Here is a 21,861-nt window from a genome sequence, read left to right on the forward strand (position 1 = left end):
GTATTACACCTGCTTCCTGAGGGAGGGATTTACAACTAGCTGCAGTATATCTGTAATCATTATGGATATAACTACAAGTATACCTGTCATAAATATATCACCCATGAGAAGTGGGTAATCCTTTGAATTAGCTGCTTTAACATTCAACATTCCAAGTCCCGGCCAAGAAAATACAGTTTCTATTACAACAGATCCGCCAAAAAAACTTGGCATAGTTATGCCCAAATAATTCATAAATGGTACCAATGCATTTTTTACGATACCCTTCATTATTTTTCTGTCATCCATTCCATTTGCTTTTGCTGCTATTACATAATGGCTGTTTACTTCTTCTTTAACTTTTTCTTGTATAAATCTGGCATAAGCTCCTGCATGGGCAATTACAAGTACTGATACAGGCATAATATAATACTTTAAATTAGAAAATACTCCTCCACTACCACTTAAATTTTTATTTCCTGCAGAGGGCAGCCACCCCAAACATACAGAAAAGAAAATTATAAATACAAGAGCAAGCCAGAAGGAAGGTATGGAGTAAAAAAACACACTCATACCACTTACAAATTTGTCCCAAAAAGAATTTTCATTAAATCCCGCCTTTAACCCTAGTAAAAGGGAACATACAAGTATAAGGCTTATGGTCCATGAAACTAATTTAAGTGTATTTGGTATTTTCTCTTTTAATATTGCAGTTACTTCTCTTCCTTCAACATAGGATACACCAAGGTTTCCCTTGGCTACCCCCTTAACCCATTTAATATATCTTTCAGTTACAGGTTTATCTGCTCCATAGTTTTCATTTATCCTATTTCTCTCTTCTGTAGTCAACCTGTCAGCCAAATCACCATACAAAGCTTCTGCCGGGTCTCCCGGTGCAATATTTATAATAGCAAAGCTTATTATACTAAGGCAGAATATGACCAGAAAGCCCTGAATTATCCTTCTAACTACAAACCTAGATATCATTTCATATTCCACTCCTCAACATTCCATAAGAATCCTTCACCATGATGTCCTAAAACTCTTTTAGGTGTATATCCAGATATATTTTTGTCAATACCATAAAGTGCAGTTAAATATGCATCCATACTAAATGCTGGATCTTCTGCTACTACCTTTTGAAACTCATCATAATATTCTTTTCTTTGATTATCATCAGAAGTACTTCTTGCCTTTTCAAGTAAATCATCTACTTGAGGATTTGAATAGTCTCCAAAATTAAATCCGCTTCCCTTTTCAAATTGATCTGATCTAAATATTTTATACGTATGATCATCTGCATCATAAGGACTTCCCCATCCTACTACAAAAGCTTCTGTATCTTTTATTGCTTCAGCCTTAGGATCTCTTGCATCAACCTTTATATCAAATCCAGCTTTTTTAGCTTGTGAGGCTACATACTCTGCAACTTTAACTCTAACTTCATCATTATTTCTGGCAAATAAAGTAAACTGAAGCTTCTGACCATCTTTTTCTCTTATTCCATCTGCTCCTTTTTTCCATCCTGACTGCTCTAAAAGTTGATTTGCTTTATCCAAATTATACTCATACTTTTCTACATTAGGATTGTTGTATTTATTTAATTGAATTGGTGAATAAGCTGCTTCACCATATCCTAGGAGTATCCCTTTTACTATGCTTTGTTTATCTGTAGCATAATTAAGTGCCTTTCTAACATTTACATCTTTAAACATAGGTTTTGTCCTAAAATTAAACATTATTCCTCTATAATCTGCTGTAGGTGCTTTACAAATTGTTACTTTACTGTTTTTCTCAAGTTTCGCAACTTCAGCAGGTGCAACTGGAGCTATATTAACTTCTCCTGTTTGAAGCTGCATGGCTCTTACATTAGCATCAGGTAAAAACTTAAATATTATCTTATCTATATTTCCAGTTTTTCCATAATAATATTTAGATTTTGTTAAAATTAAGTTGCTTCCTTTGTTCCATTTCTCGACTTTAAAAGGACCTGCTCCTATAGGTTGTACATTAAAATTTGCAGTATTTACATCTTTTCCTTCTAAGCAATGTTTTGGAACCAATCCTACTGTCATTTTATCCAAAAATGCTGGAAAAACTTTTGAAAGAGTTATCTTAACTTCATAATCATTAACTTTCTGAATGTCTTTTACATCTTCAAATTCAGGCTTCAATTCTGAATTTACTTTGTCATTTAATATGGTTTTTATAGTAAATACCACATCATCTGCCTTAATTTCTGTTCCATCTTGAAATTTAAGCCCTTTTTTAAGTATAAAATCATAAGTTAGCTTATCCTGAGATATCGTATAGGATTTAGCAATTTCAGGTTTTGGGACATTATTTTCATCAAATTTCATAAGTCCCCTAAAAACTAAATCTGTAGCAAAAGCATGTGATGCTGTTAATACTGAATTTATTTTTTCATCTTCAAATTCAGCTCCATAAACAAGTGTCTTACCTTTTTCTTCGTTAGATTGATTTGAAGTAGCTGTTGAATTTCCACAGCCTGTAAAGACTGTAGTTATAAGCATTATAAAACAAACTACTATTCCTAAGTATTTTTTCAACCTTATCACCCCTAAATTATAGTAATATTGGTTAATTTGTCACATTAAATTAACTAGCAATATTTATGCCAAATTAACACTATACAGTAATATTTCTGATATTAGTGAAAATATTATCAAATAATACAGTTTTCTAGGTAAAATCTATACTTATGCCAAGAAATATCCCCCCAAAAAATAAACTATAATATCATTATGATATTATTTCGTTTCATAATGATATTATAGTTTCATTGTGATAAAGTATACTCAAGTTATGTTTAATTTTCAGATTTACTGCTGTACAAATTCAAATCTATACCATATTTGCTTATTTTTCTATATATAGTAGCCTTGCCTATTTGTAATAATTTAGACGCCTTCATAGCATTTCCCTTGCAATATTGAAGTGCATTTCATATACACTTCTCTTCTACTACTTCTAAAGGCAATATTTGCTTTGGAGAATCATTATTTATTGGTGCTTCAACCTTCAAGCTCTTGCCCATAAGATACTTTGAAGTTATCATAGTTTCCTCGCAGAGGTAATACGACCTTTCCACAACATTTCTAAGTTCTCTTGTATTTCCATCAAAATTATACATCTTCAACTTTTCTATGTAGGATAGATTTATATACTTGGGATCACACGGATTTTTAGCATTAAGTTGGCTTACAAAATACTGTGCTAAAAGTTCTATATCTTCCTTTCTATCTCTTAAAGGAATAAGATGAATATTCATAACATTAAGCCTGTAATAAAGATCCCCTCTAAAATTTTTGTTTTTCACCTCATCTTTAAGCATTCTATTCGTTGCTGCAATCACCCTTACATCAATAGACTTTTCATAATTACCACCTACTCTAACTATTTTAAGATTGTCCAGTACTCTCAAAAGCTTGGACTGAATATCCAGGGGAAGTTCTCCTATTTCATCTAAAAATATTGTACCTCCATCTGCTAATTCAAATTTCCCCGGATTTCCTCCTTTTGATGCACCTGTAAAGGCACCCTTTTCATATCCAAATAGTTCACTTTCCACTAATTCTCTAGGTATTGCAGCACAGTTTACAGCTACAAAAGGTCCTCTGCTTCTATTACTGTAATTATGAATAGATTGAGCAAATACTTCTTTTCCCGTACCGCTTTCACCTTCTATAAGTATATTGCAGTTTGTTTTTGCCGCTTTTTTAGCCAGTTTTATAACAGTTTGTTCTCTTTCATTTTTAGTAATAACATCATCAAAAGTAAAAGAAGCTTTATATCCAACTACATTGTTTACCATTTTATGTAGATCTTTAGTATCTCTAAGTGCAAGTACTAATCCTATAATTCTTCCTCTCAATTTTACAGGGACCAAATTTATAACACATCTTATCTTATTACTATTTATATAAAAGCTGCAATCCTGGGCTTGTTTACTTTCACCAGTAAGTACTACAGTTTTCAATAAATCATCCTTTAATATATCATTTAAATAAGTTGTATATAATATTTCTTCTTTAACTCCCAATATCTTAACGGTTGTTATATTTACTTTTTTTATTAAAAGATTTTCATCTGTAATTATTAGACCATCATAACAGCAGTCAAATATAGCCTGAAGCACAAAAGATGATATATCGTATTCTAGTATACTGTCCATGTCAATTCTACACATGTTATCTGCATCTTCTAAAAAGTCTGTATCTTCCAATTTATAAACCCCTTTCCAATATTTATATAAACATTAAATCTATTTTAATATATAAAATTTTGAGAATAAGTTAAAGGAACTAGTATTATTGTGATATAAAAATCTTGTTATTATTATAATGATACTGATATTTTATCATAATGATACTAATTTAAAATAACTTGTTGATATATCAGTAATAATTAATTGGCATAAAAAATGCTTTAATAAAATAATGAATATATGTTTGAAAAAACATTTTAATAGCCCTAAAACTAAAACCCTTAAACACTATTTCTAATTAGAAATACTTCAAAAATACTTCAGTACATCTAATCCACTGTACTGAAGTATTTTTATTAACTATTTATCGCAAAAATTAAAACTTCTTACCCACATATATGTAAAATTCATTATCATCTTGTGTATAACTAGAAATAAATCCTCTTTTCTCTGCAAACTCAGATAATTTGCCTATATCTACAAGTGCATTGGAATCTAACTTGTCTTCTATTTTACTATGGCGTAAGTTTATTACGTCTTTACTTTCTATATGAGCTATGACAAGCTTTCCTCCTGTTTTTAGCAATCTATTAGCTTTTTCAAAAAACTTTTCTTTATTTTTAAAGTGAGGATAGCAGGAATAAGCCACTATACAATCATAACCTTTGCTGCTTTCATATTCCAAAAAATCAGCTACCTGGAAATTTAAATTGGGGTACTTATTCTTTCTTTTAGAAACTTGTATCATATTTCCTGCAATATCAAGTGCAGTTATGCTGCCACTTTTTCCTACTTTTTTCTCCAGATAAGGTATTACTATTCCTGTTCCGCTTCCTATATCCAATACTTTTTCTCCTTTAGTAAGACCTATGCTTTCAATTACATGATCCACCTTTTCCCTTGGATGACAGCACATCGTATCCCATTTTTCAGCTACTTCATTAAAAAATTCTTTATCTTGCATTTTTCATTCCCACCTTACCAACATTTTTTTCAAGTATATTAACTATAATTGGTATAAATATAAGCTGTATTATTATTCCCGGAATTCCTGTAATAAATAGTCCTGAAACTACAGATATAAAATTGAAGGGCCTGGTCATAATAATATGAAGTATTAAAAAAGTTCCTATCATGCTTACTATTCTACCGCCTATCATCCCTAAAATTAAGGATGTATATATTTTAAATTTAAATTTATTATATAAAACAGATATTAAAAATGCATATGCAGCTAGCTCCACTATCATCACATATAAGTACGGTATTGGGGGCATGCCTGTAAACAGTGAACTCAACACTGGAGATACTATTCCTACCATAACTGAATATTTAGGTTCAAGTAAAAAGCCTGCAATTAAGACCGGAATGTGCATTGGAAGAAAAATACTTCCTGCATTATTTATACCATGAAAAAAATATGGTAATATCAACGCTATTGCTACAAGTACCGCAGCTCTTACTAATTGTACTACATCTTTATTCTTTGTCATTTTAAAACCCCCATTAATAGTTATAATATTATTAAACAAAGCAATTTTTATGCCAACTTTTGAAATAAGTTCACTTAATTGTTAAATTACCATATAAAACCATATTTGTAGTAAAATTTTGTAATATCTATATTTCAGAATATAACTCAATTTCAAAAGAAATTTGCTAGCTTTTTTATTGAAATTGCAGGACTTTTCGATAAAACTACATGGCCTACTTTTGTAAAAATAATAGTAAAAAATTTATGCAAATATTGAGTTTATTTAAAGATATCACATTTTGATAACAGGTCAAATACGTTGGTATCATTGTGATAAAATATCAGTTTATTATCATAATGATACCATATTTTTTATCATTATGATAATAAATCAAAATAATATGTTGACATTTCAAGCATACTTAATTGGCATAAAAAATGCTTATATTAAAATAGTGAATATATGTTTGAAAAAACATTTTAATAACCCTTAAACACTTAAACCCTTAAATGTTATTTCTAATTAAAAATACTTCAGCACATCTAATCCACTGTGCTGAAGTATTTTTATATATCTTTTCATTCTTCTATTGTTTAGGATATACCCAATTTCCATTATAATCTATATTATAAAACTGTTTTAACATTTTTTTATGTACATTTTCAGGATTTAAATCTTTAAATAAATTTGGATAGCACAATTTTGCAAGATAACATATTCCTACAACACTTCGAGCTGATGTGCCAATTTCATCTGACATCATATACACCTTTTTATTTTTAACTGCATCAATTTTTTCCCATCCGGTTCTACTTATAAATTTATTATAAAATTGATCCATAGCTTTTAAATCATTAATTTTATAACCAAATGGTATTTTAGTACTAGGCACTTTTATTATATATTGAGGGCTTTTTTCCAGTATCCACTCATTACTTACTTTAGGATAAGCAATAGACTGATCTTTAGCAATATTATTTATACCAGCAATACTTAGCATTTCATCTCCACTTGCCCCTTTTGAAACAGAAGTATAGTCAGAATATCCTTCCCAATATGCTGATACTTTTTCTTCAGGTTTCAATTTAGATGTTCTACCTTTTACCAAATTAAGATATTTATCTATAAAACTTACATATTGTTTAGCTTTATCCTGTTTATTTAATATTTTACCTATTGTTTCTATATCGGCATCAAGAGATTTAATTTTAAAACCATCTATTGATATAAATGTTATACCAGCAGCCTTTAACTTATCTATCTGTTCCTTTTTTACATACTGTCCATATCCAAATACAAGATCCGGCTTCATCTCCATAACTTTTTCTATATCTGGGGTGAAAGCCTTACCTACCTTAGGTTTTTTAGCTAAATCTTCTGGGAACTTCAAATCATTTGATACCCCAACGATCTTATTTTTTCCACCTAATACATAAATTATCTCTGCTACAGCATTATTCATTACAACTACTCTTTTTGGTTCAAAAGGTACTATCACTGATTTACCTTTTGAATCTTTTACAGTTATTGTTTTAGGTTTTTGAGATGAACTGGAACTTGAACCAGTCCCTGAATTTGAAGATGCTTGTCCACATCCGCTCAGTGCAAACACTAATGTAAGTATTAATGTTAAAAATAATGTACTAAATTTTTTCATTTTATTTTTTCCTCCCTGGTAAAATTACAATTAATTTATTTATAATGTTATATTATGATCTCATTTCCAAGTTGTATTTTTTCATCAACCATTTTAGTAGGTATAAAACATGTATAATTTTTTATATTAACTGCAGAAACTTCAATCTCATATACGCTTTTTATATTATCTTTTGTAAGAACTGTATCAGCTTTACCCGATGAAAATATTTTTCCATCCTTTAAAAGAAGCAGTTCATCTGAAAATCTAGAAGCCATATTTAAATCATGTATTACCATTATTACTGAAGTTTTACGGTGCCTGCTTATGTTCTTTATTATATTTAAGACCTCAAACTGATGCTTTATATCAAGACTGCTTGTAGGTTCGTCGAGAAGAAGTATTGAAGGTTCCTGTGCAAGAGCCCTTGCAATAAGTACCTTCTGCTTTTGACCTCCACTCAATTCATCAAGATAGCAATTTGATATTTCAGAAAGCTTCATATATTCAAGTATATTCTCAACTACTTTTAGATCTTTTCTTTCCACAGACCATCCTAAATGAGGTTTTCTTCCCATAAGTACTGTTTCAAATACTTTTTGCGGAAAAGCTTCACATGAAGACTGTGGAACATATGCAATAAACTTTGCACGCTCTTTAAGAGGTATATTTTTTATATTTTCTCCATCTAAATATATATCACCACTATTGTTTTTTAATATACCATCTATACATTTTATTAATGTACTTTTGCCTGAACCATTTGGTCCAATTATACTTAAAACTTCACTCTCATGTGCCTCAAAACTTATTCCTTTAAGTACTTCCTTAGTACCATAGCTGAAAGTTACATTTACAGCACCAATCTTCATTTCCAATAACATCTCCTTCCTTTTAAAAGTAGATAAATAAAGAATGGGACACCAATAAATGAAGTTATAATACTTATAGGAAGCTCCGTAGGACTTATTACGGTTCGGGATAAAGTATCAGCTGCAAGTAAAATAATGCTCCCCATTAAAGCAGAACATGGAATTAAAAAGCGGTGGTCACTTCCTATTATCATTCTGCTTATATGTGGTGCAACAAGTCCTATAAAACCTATAATTCCTGTAAATGCAACACAGCTGGATGCTGCAAATGCAGATATTAAAAGGCAAATAAACTGTACTCTTTCCACATTGATACCAAGGCTCGTTGCAATTTCTTCTCCTGACCCCAATACATTTAAATCCCATGCATATCTCATCGTAAATATAAGGCAAATTAAAGTAATAGGTAATAATATAAAAACTGCTTTCCAATTTGAGAGCCAGAACCCACCCATGAGCCAAAATATGATATCTCTTAACTGTTCATCATTAGATGCATATTGTAAAAGAGCTAAAAGTGCTGAAAAAAGATAACTTAAAGCAACTCCTGCTAAAATAAGAGTGCTTGAGCTTGTCCTTTTTATTCTTGCAATAAAATACACCACAATCATAGTAAGCATACCAAAAATAAAAGCACATCCAACCTCTGCATATTTATCAACTAGCATAAAACTTGTTTTAAATAGTTTATCCCCTATAACTATGGCAATACCAGCACCAAAAGCAGCCCCTGATGACAACCCAAGAGTATATTCACTTACAAGCGGATTTTTGAGTACACCCTGCATAACAGCGCCACATCCTGCAAGTGATGCACCTACAATTGCTGCACAGATCACTCTTGGCAATCTCACATTCATAATTACAATATTATTTACTCCTTCTGAAGTTTTATTAAATAGTGACAATATTATTATTTTACATACCTTTACTGGACTTATAGAAGCTGTACCCATTACTGTAGTTAACATTAACAATATAACAAGTATTATAGAAAGTATAAAAAGTACAGCTCTCTTTTTCATTAAAGTTTTTTCATAGGAATTTGCACTTTTGCTAACAGTAGATTTAATCATAGTATCTCCTCAAAACTCATTTATTTTTACGATGCATATATACCATATAATTATTGAGCTGTTATATTTATAGTTATCTCTTTTAAATCATCACTTGATGGTACATATTTAGCATAATTACCGTCAGCATCCTTCTCAGTTTCAATTGATACTGTACTCTTAGGTAATACCTTAATTGTATTAGAAAACGATACTATATTTTTATTATCCTTGTTGAATGTAAATTCAACAGTATTTCCATTTACAGATACCGAATCCGCTTCTAAATTTGTTCCATCTTCAGCAATAAATATAAAATCATCTGTCTTCACACCGCTGTTTTTACAAAGTACTGTATCAAATGTTAAATAAATATTTCCTCCATTTTTATCTTTTGTTGCTGTCCAGTAATTTGCAGCAGTCTTAGGTGCAGCTTCATAATCATATATTGTATTTTGGCTTGTACCTGATGTATTCTGCAAGCTGGATATAGGGGTGCCAGCTTCATCTGTTGTTTTAGCACCTGATTTTATTCCAAGGTATGCTTTTTGTCCTTGAGCTTTTATAAGGTCTATTTTAGTTGTATTTTGATTCTTATTTATTTTTCCATTAGAAAAAGTTATTTCTGGAGCTGAATTTTTTTCACTATCCGAAGCTAAATCCCCCTTTTCAAATGTAAGTGTTACTTTATCATCAGAAGCACTTATACTAGTTGGTGCTGCTCCACCCAAAGTAAAATCGCCTACATTTATGTTATCTACAGATTTATCAAAATAAACATCCGCCTTTAAGTCATCTCCATCATAGTAAAGCTTAATTGTATTTGGTTTTACCTGTGCTGCAGCTGAATTTTCCGATATTACACCTGTATACGCTATATCTAATGGATTTTCACTTTCATCTTTTACATTAGAAACTATTATTTTAAGTACATCAGTATCTATACCAGTATTACTAATACTATCCCCAACATCAGCTGTTTTTACCTTATAATTTGATGGGAATTCTATTATAGCACTTTTGTTGTCTCCTCCTGCGGATATAGTTGTGCTTCCCGGAAGTGTCTTATTATCACCTTTTCCATTTACGAATTTATAATTGTCTTTATTTGTAATAGTCCCTGAATCCATAGCTTCACTAAAGTAAACAACTGCTTCATTTTTTCCTGCAGAACTATTTTGTTTGTAGTATACTCCTGTTACCTTAGGTGCTGTATCGTCAATCCCTACCATAGAAACCGTGTAATCATCCATCGTATTTGGATTATACTCTGTATCTATAATATTTTTAATTGTCAAGCTGTATGTTGAAGCTGTCAATCTCCAATCATCCTTAGCATCATTTGGGTTGTTTTTTTTCAGTTTGATATCATAGATATCTGTATCAGTTGTATATGTCTTGTCTTTAGAATTATATATACCTTCAATATGGTCTGTTATATTTATGCCTCTGCTGTCTTTCAATTTGTAATTTGATATACTTGTGGCATAAGAATACTTTACATTTTTATTAAATTGTACCCGGATAGTTTTATTGTCAATTGGGCTTACACTTATGACCTGGGGTTTTGTTTTATCCCTAACATGTTCAAAGCTTACTCTAGTATCATCGCTAACTTTATTTCCATAAACATCTTTAACACTGCTGTTTATATACACTACATTTGAACCATTTGTAATTGTACCGTCAGTTATCTTTTTTAATTTTACTATAGTATCCTTACTGCTGGTTGTAGTGGATGATCCCTTTATATCAGAAAGCTTTTTACCGTTTATTTCATAATTTGATTTATCTTTAGCTGTTTTTAAATCCATTGATCTATCAAATGTAATGGAAACTTCTCCATTTGCGGTTTCTTTCACAGATTTAATCGATGGTTTAGTTGTATTTGTATCTATTTGAAAATCCATTCTGGATTCTTTCAGTGGAAACCCTGCAGCATCGCTTAAAAGTCCATCCCCATCTCCATCTGAAACCTTTAGTGTATGTTTTCCACTTACAATTGGAGAATCAAAATAGAATACGACTTTTTTTGACCAGTTTTTATCTCCTACTATCATTGGAATCTTAATTTTAGTTAAGGATGAACTATTATCTAATCCATAGCCTTCTATATTTTTCCCATCAATTTGAAATTTACTTGCTATCCTATTAATATTTCCCATATTAATAGGCTCTGAAAACTCTACAGTTATTTGATCATTTCCCTGGGCTGTTACTGATTTTAATACAGGTGCCTGGGTATCATAAAATGTCACATTCTGCGCAAAATCAGCTATACTATTTTTCTTATCTGAAGTTAAAATGCCTTTTTTAACTGAAACTTTTATGTTGTCATTTTGTTTTCTTGGAGCTGCCAGTGTTATCAAAACTGTTTTACCATCAGGAGCTGTAGCTACTGCACTATTTTCATCTACTGCCTTTCCATAATCATCTGCCCGAGTTAACTGCACTCCATCTATTTTATAATTTGTTACATCTTCAACTGAATCGCTGTTGACAGCTGTATTAAAGTGAACCGCAATTTGGTTGAGACTAACTGCTTCTATGGATTTAACTGTTGGTTCCCCCGTCTCAACTTCACTGGTACTTACTGTTTTATTTATATCATCTACTATTGTTTGTGAAATAACATTAGTTCCACCTATAACATTTATATCTGCCGCTTTACTTACATTAGCTTTTATATATGCCAGAGCATTATTCTCAGCATCTGTTCCTTCTCTGCCAATTAACACCAAAGGTGAATCTGTTTTTCCAGCTAAGGCGGATGCAACTAAAGCATCTGCATATCCATCATCTTTTGCATTACAGCTTGAAGATGCAATATATACTTTATCTGTTTTAACAGCATCTTTAAATGCAGATAAAATTTTAAAATTAGTATCCCATCTATTCTTTCCTCCATCAACCCGTGTTCCATTAACAGAGTTTAATACCTCATCGTTTATAACATTTTTATTTCCAACTACAGTGACCTTTGATTTGTTTTTGTTTATAAAATTCAGGACAGGTTTGATACTGTCAGCGTTATTGTTCCCTAATAAAAGAATTTCTCCTTTTGCGGCTGCAATTGGGGATACTGAAATAGCATCTGAGAACCCTTCGCCACCAACCATCATTACATTAGTTGGATTCACTCCAAGTTCAACTAGTTTTTCAGCTACAGCCGCGTTAGTTTCATATCTATTAGCCCCACCAAGTTCTATTAAAGTATATTTAGCTTTTAACGCATCCCTTACAGATTGTGAAACTGATGCCTTTCCACCAACTACATATACATTTTTAACCTTTAGCGTGCTTAGTGCACTTTCTGCATCAGTATTTAATGATCTTGATGTAGTTAAAAGTATTGGTGCATTCAATTTTTTTGCCAGTGCAGATGCATTTACTGCATCTGCATAGCCTTCACCTGATACTAATACTACGTTGTCACTAGTTGTCCAGTTTGCTGCAGCAACTTTAACTGCAGTTGCATATCTGTTAGCTTCGCCTATTCTTGTAACTTGTCCTGCTGCTGCTTTAACATGTACAGTTGATAGTACAGTAGTTAAAACTAAGGACATAAGTGCAGCACTTGCAAGTACTTTTGTATTTTTTCTCATGTGTAATTTTCCCTCCGTCTGTTATATAATTTCAACAAATTAGTATGATCATCTATTTTAATTTTTCTTTTATTTCATCCATTTTAGCTTTCCAATCACCTACTTCTTCCGCAGTAAATATATCAACAGAACCTCCTTGAAAATCACCTTCAACATCTCCCATTTTTTCTTCCATCCATCCTTCTATTTCTATATAGTATTCTTTTAAATCTTTAAGCATTTTAGGATCTGACTTCCAAAGGCCTCTATTTTCAGCTTCTAATAATCTGCGTCCGATTTCTTCTAGAGCCCAGGGGTTATTTTCTTTAAAGAATTCTCTATTTTCCTCATTAGAAATAAAAGTTTTTGTTATATCGTCAAAAATCCAGTCATCTACCTGCCCTGTGGTTGCTTCCCATCCATAAATTTTTCCTATACGTTTTGAAATATCTGAAGCTCCTTTGTATCCATGGCGTTTTTGTCCTTCAATCCATTTAGGATTTAAAATTTTACTTCTTACAACTCTCCTTATTTCATCAGCTAGAGTACGCACATCAACATATTCAGGATCTCTAGTATCTCCATAATAAGCCTTTACATCTTTTCCTGATTCAATCTTTGCAGCTGCGGTCATTCCTCCTTGATTGCCAAAGTAGCAGCAGCATCCAAAAAGATCATGGTCATCTGAAACGACTTTATTATAGGTTATATCTACCGATTTTAAACTGGACTTCAACTGCCCAAAGGCTTCTTTGCCAAAAAACTCCTTACCGTATGCATATCCATTCCAGTATTCAAAAACATCTGCCAGGTCTTTTTCATCTTTCCACGCTGAGGCATAAATAGCCAAACTAACTCCAGAACCATAGGTACCTGGCTTAGAAGCAAATATACGCAAAGTAGCATTTCTAAATGAATCTTTATCTGATTTCCCATTTAATTTTTCAAGAGTGTGCTTTCGTACAAAATTTTTTTGAGCAGGTTCTTCCAGTGCAGCTACTTCTTGTACAGCCTCATCTAAAAGTTCTATAGAATTTGAAAAATTATCCCGTATAATTCCAGATGTTCTTACAGTTAAATCAATCCTAGGCCTTTTTAATTTTTCAAGAGGTATTATTTCAAAACCACACACACGCCCATTCAAACTCCATTTTGGCTTAGTTCCTATAAGATAAAGCATTTGAGATAATCCTTCACCATCAGCCCACATAATATCATTACTCATCCACTGAACAGCTATATTCTCAGGATAACGTCCTTCTTCTTCCATATACTTCTCTATTACCTTTTCGGTCAGCTTTATACCTACCTTAAAAGAGGCTTTTGTAGGAACTCTATAAGGATCAAGAGAATAAAAATTTCTTCCTGTAGGAAGTACATCATCTCTACCCCTATTTATAAGTCCTGCAGGTCCTGAAGGTATATACCTGCCATCAACCCCTGATAAAAGTGATTCAATTTCCCTGCTTTCTTCTATTCTTTTATTCAAATCTGTAATCTTAGGTAGAAGCATATTCACTTCATCTAAAGCCTCACTGCATATAAATTTATCTTTAAGGATTTTCTTTGCGTAAACTTCGTCAACCTTATGTCCACCAAGAAGTAATTTTATAAAATCCATACATACAGAATTTATTTCTTCTAAAATCGCACCATTTGATTTTCCATATTTCTCACAAAAACCTTTCTTATCAGTTTTTAAAAAATCCAGATTTAATCCCATCACTTTTGTCACTGCTTTACGCATTGAAGTATCATTTTCATTGTCAAATTTCAATATGGAGTTTATAAATTTTACCCTTCTGTCACCTTCAGGCACTTCTCCAAAAATATGCTGTCCATCTTCTATAGAACTATTCCTTATAATGGTCAGTACTTCATGAGATTGCTCTATAACTTCTCTGAAAGATTTATAATTATTTATATCTATTTGTTTATCTAAATTTAATTTTTTAATTTCTTCAATAATACTATGCTCCAAAATATGAGTTCTCATAGGATCTCCTATTTTAGCCTTTTCATATTCTCCTAAATAACTATCAAGCTGTGCTAATTTGTCATAAAGTCCGCTCTGCATTGTAACAGTCTGCATGTGATCTACCAAAACTGCATAACTGCGTCTTTTAGCAATTGTTCCTTCAGGTGAGTTATCTGAATTATATATATACAGGTGAGGAATATTTCCAACTGCAATATCTGGATAACAGCTGTTAGACAATCCCACTCCTTTGCCAGGTAAGAATTCAAGATTCCCATGAGTTCCTACATGTACCATAACATCTGCCCCAAAATCTTTTTCAAGGTATTTATATGTGGCTAAATACTGGTGTGTTGGAGGTACATCAGGGTCATGGAGTATCTTACAAACCTGTCCATCACATCTTGTGCCTGCACATCCTCTTTTAGGCTGTACACAAACTACAGCATTTCCATAACTTATTCCTGTAACAATAATATTTCCTTCATACAACATAGCTGCAGGTATTTCGTTAACTTTTTCTCCAGGTGGCTTACCCCAGGCTTCAATTAATTTTTGTTTAACGTTTTCAGGCCATGTATCAAACCACTTTTCATATTCTGATTCAGGCACAAGTTTCAGTACCCCACCCTTTTTTACAATTTCATCTGCTGTAGTCCATCTAAATTCAGAAATGGCTTTTCTGTCCATAATTGTATGTATGAGTTCTTTACCGTTTTCTGGAGGATATACTTCATAATCATTGTCTTTCATACTCCGCATAATCCTAGCTACACTTTCTAAAGTATCCAGATTCGAACCGCATCCTACAGTAGCTTCTACAGAAGCACAGGGATTGTTATGCAGTATAAAGGCAACTTTTCTTTCTGAAGCTGGCTTTTTCGACAACTTTATCCACTTATCTATTCTATCTACAAGGTGGCTGCACCTTTCTAAAATAGGTTCTCTAGTTTCAATGTCGCCATCCTGTTTTCCTGCTGCAACAATAATTGGTTCAATAACCCCTTCAAATTCAGGCATGGATATACACCATGAAACATCCCTATCTAAACCCTGCTCACTTTCCTCCCACTCCTTTATAGTGTTATAAAATGATATTACAGGCTGAAAAACAGGTACATCTAATTTTTTTAATAAATTTACTCCTTCTGAAGCAACTTCTTCTCTAATATAATCACTGCTTTTAGATCTGGACGTCAAAAAGAAAGAGGTCATCTTTACTAAACCATCAATAATAGGATGGCCTTCTTCATCGAAAAAGTAATCTTTTACTACCTCTCCTGCATTCCTAGTACCAAGTTCAGTATCTTTTAGTGAATAACAAAATGCAGGAATTACATTATATCCTTTCGCTTCTAAAAGCCTTATGATTTTATTTTCCGTATTTATATTATTATTTACCCAGTTGCCTCTAGATATAATCATTCCTATTGTAGGCGCATCTTTAATTTTGTAGTACCATTTAAAATAATCATTCAAATTGGAAAAAAATCTTTTTGCATCAGGATGATAAATTCCCTCCCATGGAAGCTTAAGTGGCTCCTCATATTTTAAATTCAAACCTAACACTTTAGAACATACATAATAAATCATTCTGACAAAATTTTCTGTTCCACCATAAACTATGTAAGTCTGACATTTAGCTACTATTTTCATATCCACATTTGAAAGTGACCAAAGTATTGAATCACTAGCATTACATATAACAGGAACATCAATATTTTTAATTTTTTGCTCTATTTCATCCCATACTTGCTCAGAAGATCTATATAACATAATTAAGTCTGATTCTTCCATATCTTTAAGTGCCTGTGTTAAATCTTCCTTTTCTTCATTTAAAAGCCTAGCTGAATACACCTTAATATCCAATAAGTCATTGACATTTAACCTGGCTTTTTTCATAACATTAGCATAAGTATGCCACATTATTACAGTAATTCTTTTTATATGCATATTCCCCCACCTTTTCTGAAACTTATTTAATTGTGAATATGTACACGATTATGTGTAAATTTTCCAAGCACATCTTCCAGCTTATTTTCATCCATTCCTACTTTTTCAAAAGGTTTGCGTCGCATTCTATGACGCAAAGTTAACTCCGCTGATTTATGTACATCTTCTTGAGTAATTTTTTCCCTACCATTTAATGCTGCCATAGTTTTAGCTGCCTTCATCATAATTAAATCCGCTCTATGACCATCTACTCCCATCTCTATGGAAATTGAAACAATTAAATAAAGTATTTCATCAGGTATATGTATTTTAGGGAGTAATTTTCTGGCATCAATAACTTTCTTCCTTATTTCATCCTGCTGATTTTTCCACTTTAAAGCAAATTCTTCTGGATTTTCTTCAAAAGCTGACCTTCTTTTTATTATTTCAATTCTCGAATCAACATCTTTAATTCCTGTAATATTTACACAAAATCCAAATCTGTCTAAAAGCTGCGGCCTTAATTCTCCTTCTTCTGGATTCATTGTACCAACTAAAATGAAATTAGCAGGGTGGGTAAAGGAAACTCCTTCTCTTTCTACAGTATTAACTCCCATAGCTGCTGAATCCAAAAGTATATCTACAATATGGTCATCTAACAAATTCACTTCATCTACATATAAAATAGCTCTATTGGCCTTAGCTAATAATCCCGGTTCAAAATGTTTTTCCCCTTTTTTAATAGCTTTTTCAATATCTAAAGTACCTACTACTTTATCTTCCGTAGCAGATATAGGTAAATCTACAACTCTCATTTTTCTTTTTACTACGGGTAAAACTTCACCTTTTTTTAAACGTTCTCTGCATTTGGGACACATATTTGCAATATCATCAGGATCGCAGCTAAAAGGACAATCTTCAACTACACTAATTTCAGGAAGAACATCTGCCAATGCCCTTACTGCTGTAGACTTTGCAGTTCCCTTTTCTCCTCGAACTAATATTCCAGATAACTTAGGATTAATGGCATTTAAAATCAATCCCTTTTTCATTTCATCCTGGCCTACAATTGCAGAAAAAGGGTATATATTTCTTTTATCTTTCATTTTTTATTTTCTCCTTCTTATTTTCATTTTTGAACTAACATATATTTTCTTTTAAAACTTCAATCAAGTTATTAGCCTTAAGGTCCTCAATTTTGAAATACTTTCCTCCAATATTTTGTGATAACTTTTTAGCCAATCCAAAGGTTACTAAATTTTCTTTTTCTACATCTATGACTAAAGTAGTAATTCTCTCATCTTCTTTTATATCAGCTGCAATCTTCTCCACCTCATTAAGTGGCTTGTCTTCACCCATACTTACATTTCCTTTTCCATCAGATATAACTACTAAGATAGGTGAAATATCTGGGTCTTTTAGGATCTCAAATTTAGATAATTTATATGCTTTATAAAGTCCTGCAGATAATGGTGTTTTGCCCCCAGTTGGCATTTTTTCTAAAAGTTTATATGCTAATTCTACACTGCTTGTAGGCGGTAGAATAACCTCTGCAGAATCATCTTTAAAAACAATCATTCCTATTTTGTCCCTTTTTTGATATGTATCTAAAAGCAGCGATAAAATAGCGCCTTTAGTTTCTATCATTCGTTTTTGTACACCCATTGAACCACTGGCATCTACTACAAATAATATAAAATTACCTATATGTTTTTCACGAAGTTTATACCTTATATCATGGGATTCAATGGCTACAGCGGCATCTTTATGAAATCTGTAAATTTGATAGGGTGCCGATGCCCTTAATGTAGCATCTATTGCTAAATCATTATTGTCAGTAATTGTACTTTTTATATATCTACCAACCTTAGAAGATGTCTTTGTATAAGAACGCCTTCCTGATCCTTTTCGTATAACTCTATCTCTGACATTTGCTATGGATTTAACTTGAAAAGGATTTCCTATAGAAAAAACAAACTTTTTATCTCCACTGGACGATTGAGATTCTTGTCCATCTTGGTCTAAGTCACTGCCATCAAAAAATTTATTATCTATATTAGGATTTGTTTTATTGTTTTTGTTACTAGATGATGTTTTTTTATTGCCATCTCGATTCTTTTTAAGATCTTGATTTTCTTTATTTTTTTTATGATCATCATTTTTATCTGACTTTTTTTGCTGCTTTTGTGATTGAGAGGGCTTTTTTATTCTATGTAATAATACCAATTCAGAAGCTTCTTTTACATCTTCTTCTGTTACTTCTTTATGCCCATAATATGCCGCAATCGTACGGCTTGTCTCTTCCATAAAAATATCAGCTCTATGTCCCTGAACAAAAGCTTTCATACAGAGTTCAGCTATAAACTTTAATATTTTATCTGAAATTACAACTTTATTAATAAAATTTTTAGCTTGTATAATTTTTTCTCTTAATTCTTGTTCTTCGTTTACATATTTTTCATTAAATCTTATAGGATCTTTATCAAAAGCCTCCCTATTTTTAATAACTTTTATTCTCTCAAAAGGATCTTTAATTCCTTTTACTTCCACACAAATTCCAAAACGATCTAACAACTGTGGTCTTAAATCACCTTCTTCAGGATTCATAGTCCCTATGAGTATAAAATGTGCTGGATGTGAAAATGAAATATTTTCTCTCTCTACTACATTTATTCCCATAGCTGCTGCATCTAAAAGTAAATCTACAATTCGATCATCTAATAAATTTACTTCATCTATGTATATAATTCCATTATTAGCTTCACCTAAAATTCCAGGACTAAATTTACACTTGCCATTTTTAATGGCATACTCAAAATCTAAACTTCCTATTAATCTATCTTCTGTAGTGGAAATAGGCAATTCTATAATTGGAATTTTTCTCGACACTGTTTTAAGAAGCTCTCCATTATTTATATGCTCCTTACAATTATCACAAAGATGTTTTTTATCTTCTGGATTACAATTATAAAAGCAATCTTTTACTACATTTATTTCAGGCAATAATGCTGCCAGTGATCTAACTGTAGTAGATTTAGCTGTACCTTTTTCACCAAAAATCAAAACCCCACCTACGTTTGTATTAATGGCATTCAAAATCAGAGCTTTCTTCATTTTTTCTTGTCCAATAATAGCAGTAAAAGGATAAACTACCCGCTTAAATACACTCATAAAATTACTCCTTTCTACTAATTCTCCCGCCACTTTTTCAATTTAATAACAATCTTGTATATTTAATTATATATATTTAGTTTTTTAGAGCATTTTTTATGCCAATGTCAATTTGTTTAAATAAAAATATTTCATATCATATTGATTATTCATGTCATAAGTTAACCAATATATACGAAATCTTTATGGTAATTTTTTTTAAAAATAATAACTATTCCTATTTTGATACAAAATTTTACATCATATTGAGACTTAGTTCCATTATGAGCCTTTAATAAATTAGGATTTATTTCTAAACAAAAATACTTCAGCACATCTAATCCACTGTGCTGAAGTATTTTTATCTGATGGCTACCTACTGTAACACTCCCACGCACTCTGTGAAAGCGACTATCACCAAATCAAAGATTTGGGATATCTGCTTTTCTATAAAAGTGGGAGATAACAGTAGCTACGCCTCTAGATAATTCATCTAAACTTAGTGGGAGAAACTGAACTCCCACTAAGTAAGATTCATTGATAATTATATATCATACAATACTACACTGGTTATTAAAAATCTTATTTCTTTACCATATCAGCCTGCATCTCTATAACCTTTTTATCTGTAAGAGGAAATAACAACAGTGCTATAATACATATAACTGATAAGACAGCAGGTATGCCACTCATTAATAATCTAATTCCATTAACTGCATGAGGTGTTACATTACTTTTTTGAAAACCAACCTCAACAAGTCCAAAACCAAGAACAGCACTCCCTACAGTTGTACCTATCTTTGGTACAAGTGAAAACAATGTCATCATGAAAGGCTTCAAATCCTTGCCAGTTTTCCACTTAGTATAGTCTACAATATTTGAGTATAAAGCTGATTCACTTGCATGTGAAAATGAATAGCCTATATATCCAAGGCACATAAGAACTGTAAAAGATACAGCTGTTTTGCCAAAGAAGTATGCAGATCCAAGGCACAATCCATATATCGCCATACCCAAAATGTACATATTACGTGAACCTTTTGCTAGTCTACTTATAAAAGGTGTAATGAAGGAACCAAAAATCATTAGAAATGTGCTTAAAGATAAAAATGTAGTAAGCATTAATTTACTACCAGTTACATACGTATAATAATATGCCGCAAGTCCTGTAATAATGAAGTAAATTGTGCCTTTACATGATGCACCAAGAAGATAAAGAAGGAAAGGCTTTGAAATTGTATATTTTATCATTTCCCATATTGATGCATCATATTGATCTTTAACTTTTCCAGATTTATCTTCTAATGGGGTAATAACATCATACTCTTTTGCCGCAAAGAACAGCTGAAAAAAGCCTAAAAAAGCCATGACACTTAGTAATAATGCAAACATGGAATAACCTGTGGACTCACTATTTCTCCCAAAAAACGCTATCAATCCAACACTAGTTAAACTAAATAAAAATTTCCCAGCTGAATTGCACATTACACGACAAGCTGAATATGAAACTCTATCATCAGGAGTCTTAGCCATAAGAGGTAATATACCCATAAAGGCCGAGTAAGCCAAATTGAAAAATACATATCCAAGAATGTAAGTACCAGCAAACCATATTGCCCTACCTGATGCAGTAAGACCTAAATCTGTGAAGCTTAACCAGCGGAATAAAGCAGCAAGTACACCGCCAATAATTAACCACGGACGGAATTTGCCGCCCCTTAACCTGCCTTTTTGAAGTACTATACCGCATATAGGTATTGAAATCATATCAACAATACTGCTAAAAGTTAAAATTGTTGCCATTATTGCTGTTTCAACCCCAACTGCAGAAGTTAAAAATATTGCCCAGTAAGTAGTAGTTACCATTGTCATCATTGTTGTAAAACCATTTGTTACACCATAACGCAAAGATTTGACAGTATAAACCGACTTCTTTTTTTCCATAATATACCCCTCCTAAGATATTATAAAC

At 31.9% G+C, this 21,861-nt stretch carries 12 protein-coding genes and 1 pseudogene; all 13 read right to left on the reverse strand.

Annotated elements, in window-relative coordinates; all coding sequences use genetic code 11:
* Positions 1 to 3: 3 nt before the first annotated feature.
* Complete coding sequence (locus B5S50_RS01295; protein WP_217302875.1) at positions 4 to 966, reverse strand: ABC transporter permease; 963 nt, start codon at positions 964 to 966, stop codon at positions 4 to 6.
* Positions 963 to 2,513, reverse strand: coding sequence for an ABC transporter substrate-binding protein (locus tag B5S50_RS01300; protein WP_368041499.1), 1,551 nt, complete (start codon positions 2,511 to 2,513; stop codon positions 963 to 965). Before B5S50_RS01300 ends, B5S50_RS01295 begins: the two co-directional genes overlap by 4 nt.
* Before the next feature lie 296 nt (positions 2,514 to 2,809).
* Positions 2,810 to 4,189 (reverse strand): annotated as a pseudogene (locus B5S50_RS01305) (sigma-54 interaction domain-containing protein).
* Positions 4,190 to 4,583: 394 nt separating this feature from the next.
* A complete protein-coding gene (locus tag B5S50_RS01310) occupies positions 4,584 to 5,171 on the reverse strand; it encodes a class I SAM-dependent methyltransferase (protein ID WP_217302877.1) in 588 nt (195 codons plus the stop codon).
* Complete coding sequence (locus B5S50_RS01315; RefSeq protein WP_217302878.1) at positions 5,161 to 5,700, reverse strand: ECF transporter S component; 540 nt, start codon at positions 5,698 to 5,700, stop codon at positions 5,161 to 5,163. The genes B5S50_RS01310 and B5S50_RS01315 overlap by 11 nt, the downstream gene beginning before the upstream one ends.
* 568 nt (positions 5,701 to 6,268) lie before the next feature.
* Positions 6,269 to 7,339, reverse strand: coding sequence for an ABC transporter substrate-binding protein (locus tag B5S50_RS01320; protein WP_065076664.1), 1,071 nt, complete (start codon positions 7,337 to 7,339; stop codon positions 6,269 to 6,271).
* 47 nt (positions 7,340 to 7,386) lie between these two features.
* Complete coding sequence (locus B5S50_RS01325; RefSeq protein WP_065076663.1) at positions 7,387 to 8,190, reverse strand: ABC transporter ATP-binding protein; 804 nt, start codon at positions 8,188 to 8,190, stop codon at positions 7,387 to 7,389.
* On the reverse strand, positions 8,187 to 9,266 hold the full coding sequence (locus B5S50_RS01330; RefSeq protein WP_217302879.1) for an iron ABC transporter permease: 1,080 nt from the start codon (positions 9,264 to 9,266) through the stop codon (positions 8,187 to 8,189). The genes B5S50_RS01325 and B5S50_RS01330 overlap by 4 nt, the downstream gene beginning before the upstream one ends.
* Before the next feature lie 50 nt (positions 9,267 to 9,316).
* On the reverse strand, positions 9,317 to 12,850 hold the full coding sequence (locus B5S50_RS01335; RefSeq protein ID WP_065076661.1) for a cell wall-binding repeat-containing protein: 3,534 nt from the start codon (positions 12,848 to 12,850) through the stop codon (positions 9,317 to 9,319).
* Positions 12,851 to 12,902: 52 nt separating this feature from the next.
* A complete protein-coding gene (gene cobN, locus B5S50_RS01340; RefSeq protein WP_065076660.1) occupies positions 12,903 to 16,760 on the reverse strand; it encodes a cobaltochelatase subunit CobN in 3,858 nt (1,285 codons plus the stop codon).
* Positions 16,761 to 16,786: 26 nt separating this feature from the next.
* On the reverse strand, positions 16,787 to 17,845 hold the full coding sequence (locus B5S50_RS01345) for an ATP-binding protein (protein WP_065076659.1): 1,059 nt from the start codon (positions 17,843 to 17,845) through the stop codon (positions 16,787 to 16,789).
* Between the two features lie 34 nt (positions 17,846 to 17,879).
* Positions 17,880 to 19,910, reverse strand: a complete 2,031-nt coding sequence (locus tag B5S50_RS01350) for a putative cobaltochelatase (protein WP_065076658.1) — start codon at positions 19,908 to 19,910, stop codon at positions 17,880 to 17,882.
* A gap of 561 nt (positions 19,911 to 20,471) precedes the next feature.
* Positions 20,472 to 21,833, reverse strand: a complete 1,362-nt coding sequence (locus B5S50_RS01355; RefSeq protein WP_217302880.1) for an MFS transporter — start codon at positions 21,831 to 21,833, stop codon at positions 20,472 to 20,474.
* Positions 21,834 to 21,861: the final 28 nt, after the last annotated feature.

Origin of the sequence: Clostridium sp. 001, from assembly GCF_019056555.1 — a bacterium.
Lineage (GTDB): Bacteria > Bacillota > Clostridia > Clostridiales > Clostridiaceae > Clostridium_B > Clostridium_B ragsdalei.

Excerpts from the sequence above, each read along its gene's own strand:
- B5S50_RS01295 (WP_217302875.1), bottom strand. The coding sequence starts at position 966 with ATGATATCTAGGTTTGTAGTTAGAAGGATAATTCAGGGCTTTCTGGTC.
- B5S50_RS01300 (WP_368041499.1), bottom strand. The coding sequence starts at position 2,513 with ATGCTTATAACTACAGTCTTTACAGGCTGTGGAAATTCAACAGCTACT.
- B5S50_RS01310 (WP_217302877.1), bottom strand. The coding sequence starts at position 5,171 with ATGCAAGATAAAGAATTTTTTAATGAAGTAGCTGAAAAATGGGATACG.
- B5S50_RS01315 (WP_217302878.1), bottom strand. The coding sequence starts at position 5,700 with ATGACAAAGAATAAAGATGTAGTACAATTAGTAAGAGCTGCGGTACTT.
- B5S50_RS01320 (WP_065076664.1), bottom strand. The coding sequence starts at position 7,339 with ATGAAAAAATTTAGTACATTATTTTTAACATTAATACTTACATTAGTG.
- B5S50_RS01325 (WP_065076663.1), bottom strand. The coding sequence starts at position 8,190 with ATGAAGATTGGTGCTGTAAATGTAACTTTCAGCTATGGTACTAAGGAA.
- B5S50_RS01330 (WP_217302879.1), bottom strand. The coding sequence starts at position 9,266 with ATGATTAAATCTACTGTTAGCAAAAGTGCAAATTCCTATGAAAAAACT.
- B5S50_RS01335 (WP_065076661.1), bottom strand. The coding sequence starts at position 12,850 with ATGAGAAAAAATACAAAAGTACTTGCAAGTGCTGCACTTATGTCCTTA.
- cobN (WP_065076660.1), bottom strand. The coding sequence starts at position 16,760 with ATGCATATAAAAAGAATTACTGTAATAATGTGGCATACTTATGCTAAT.
- B5S50_RS01345 (WP_065076659.1), bottom strand. The coding sequence starts at position 17,845 with ATGAAAGATAAAAGAAATATATACCCTTTTTCTGCAATTGTAGGCCAG.
- B5S50_RS01350 (WP_065076658.1), bottom strand. The coding sequence starts at position 19,910 with ATGAGTGTATTTAAGCGGGTAGTTTATCCTTTTACTGCTATTATTGGA.
- B5S50_RS01355 (WP_217302880.1), bottom strand. The coding sequence starts at position 21,833 with ATGGAAAAAAAGAAGTCGGTTTATACTGTCAAATCTTTGCGTTATGGT.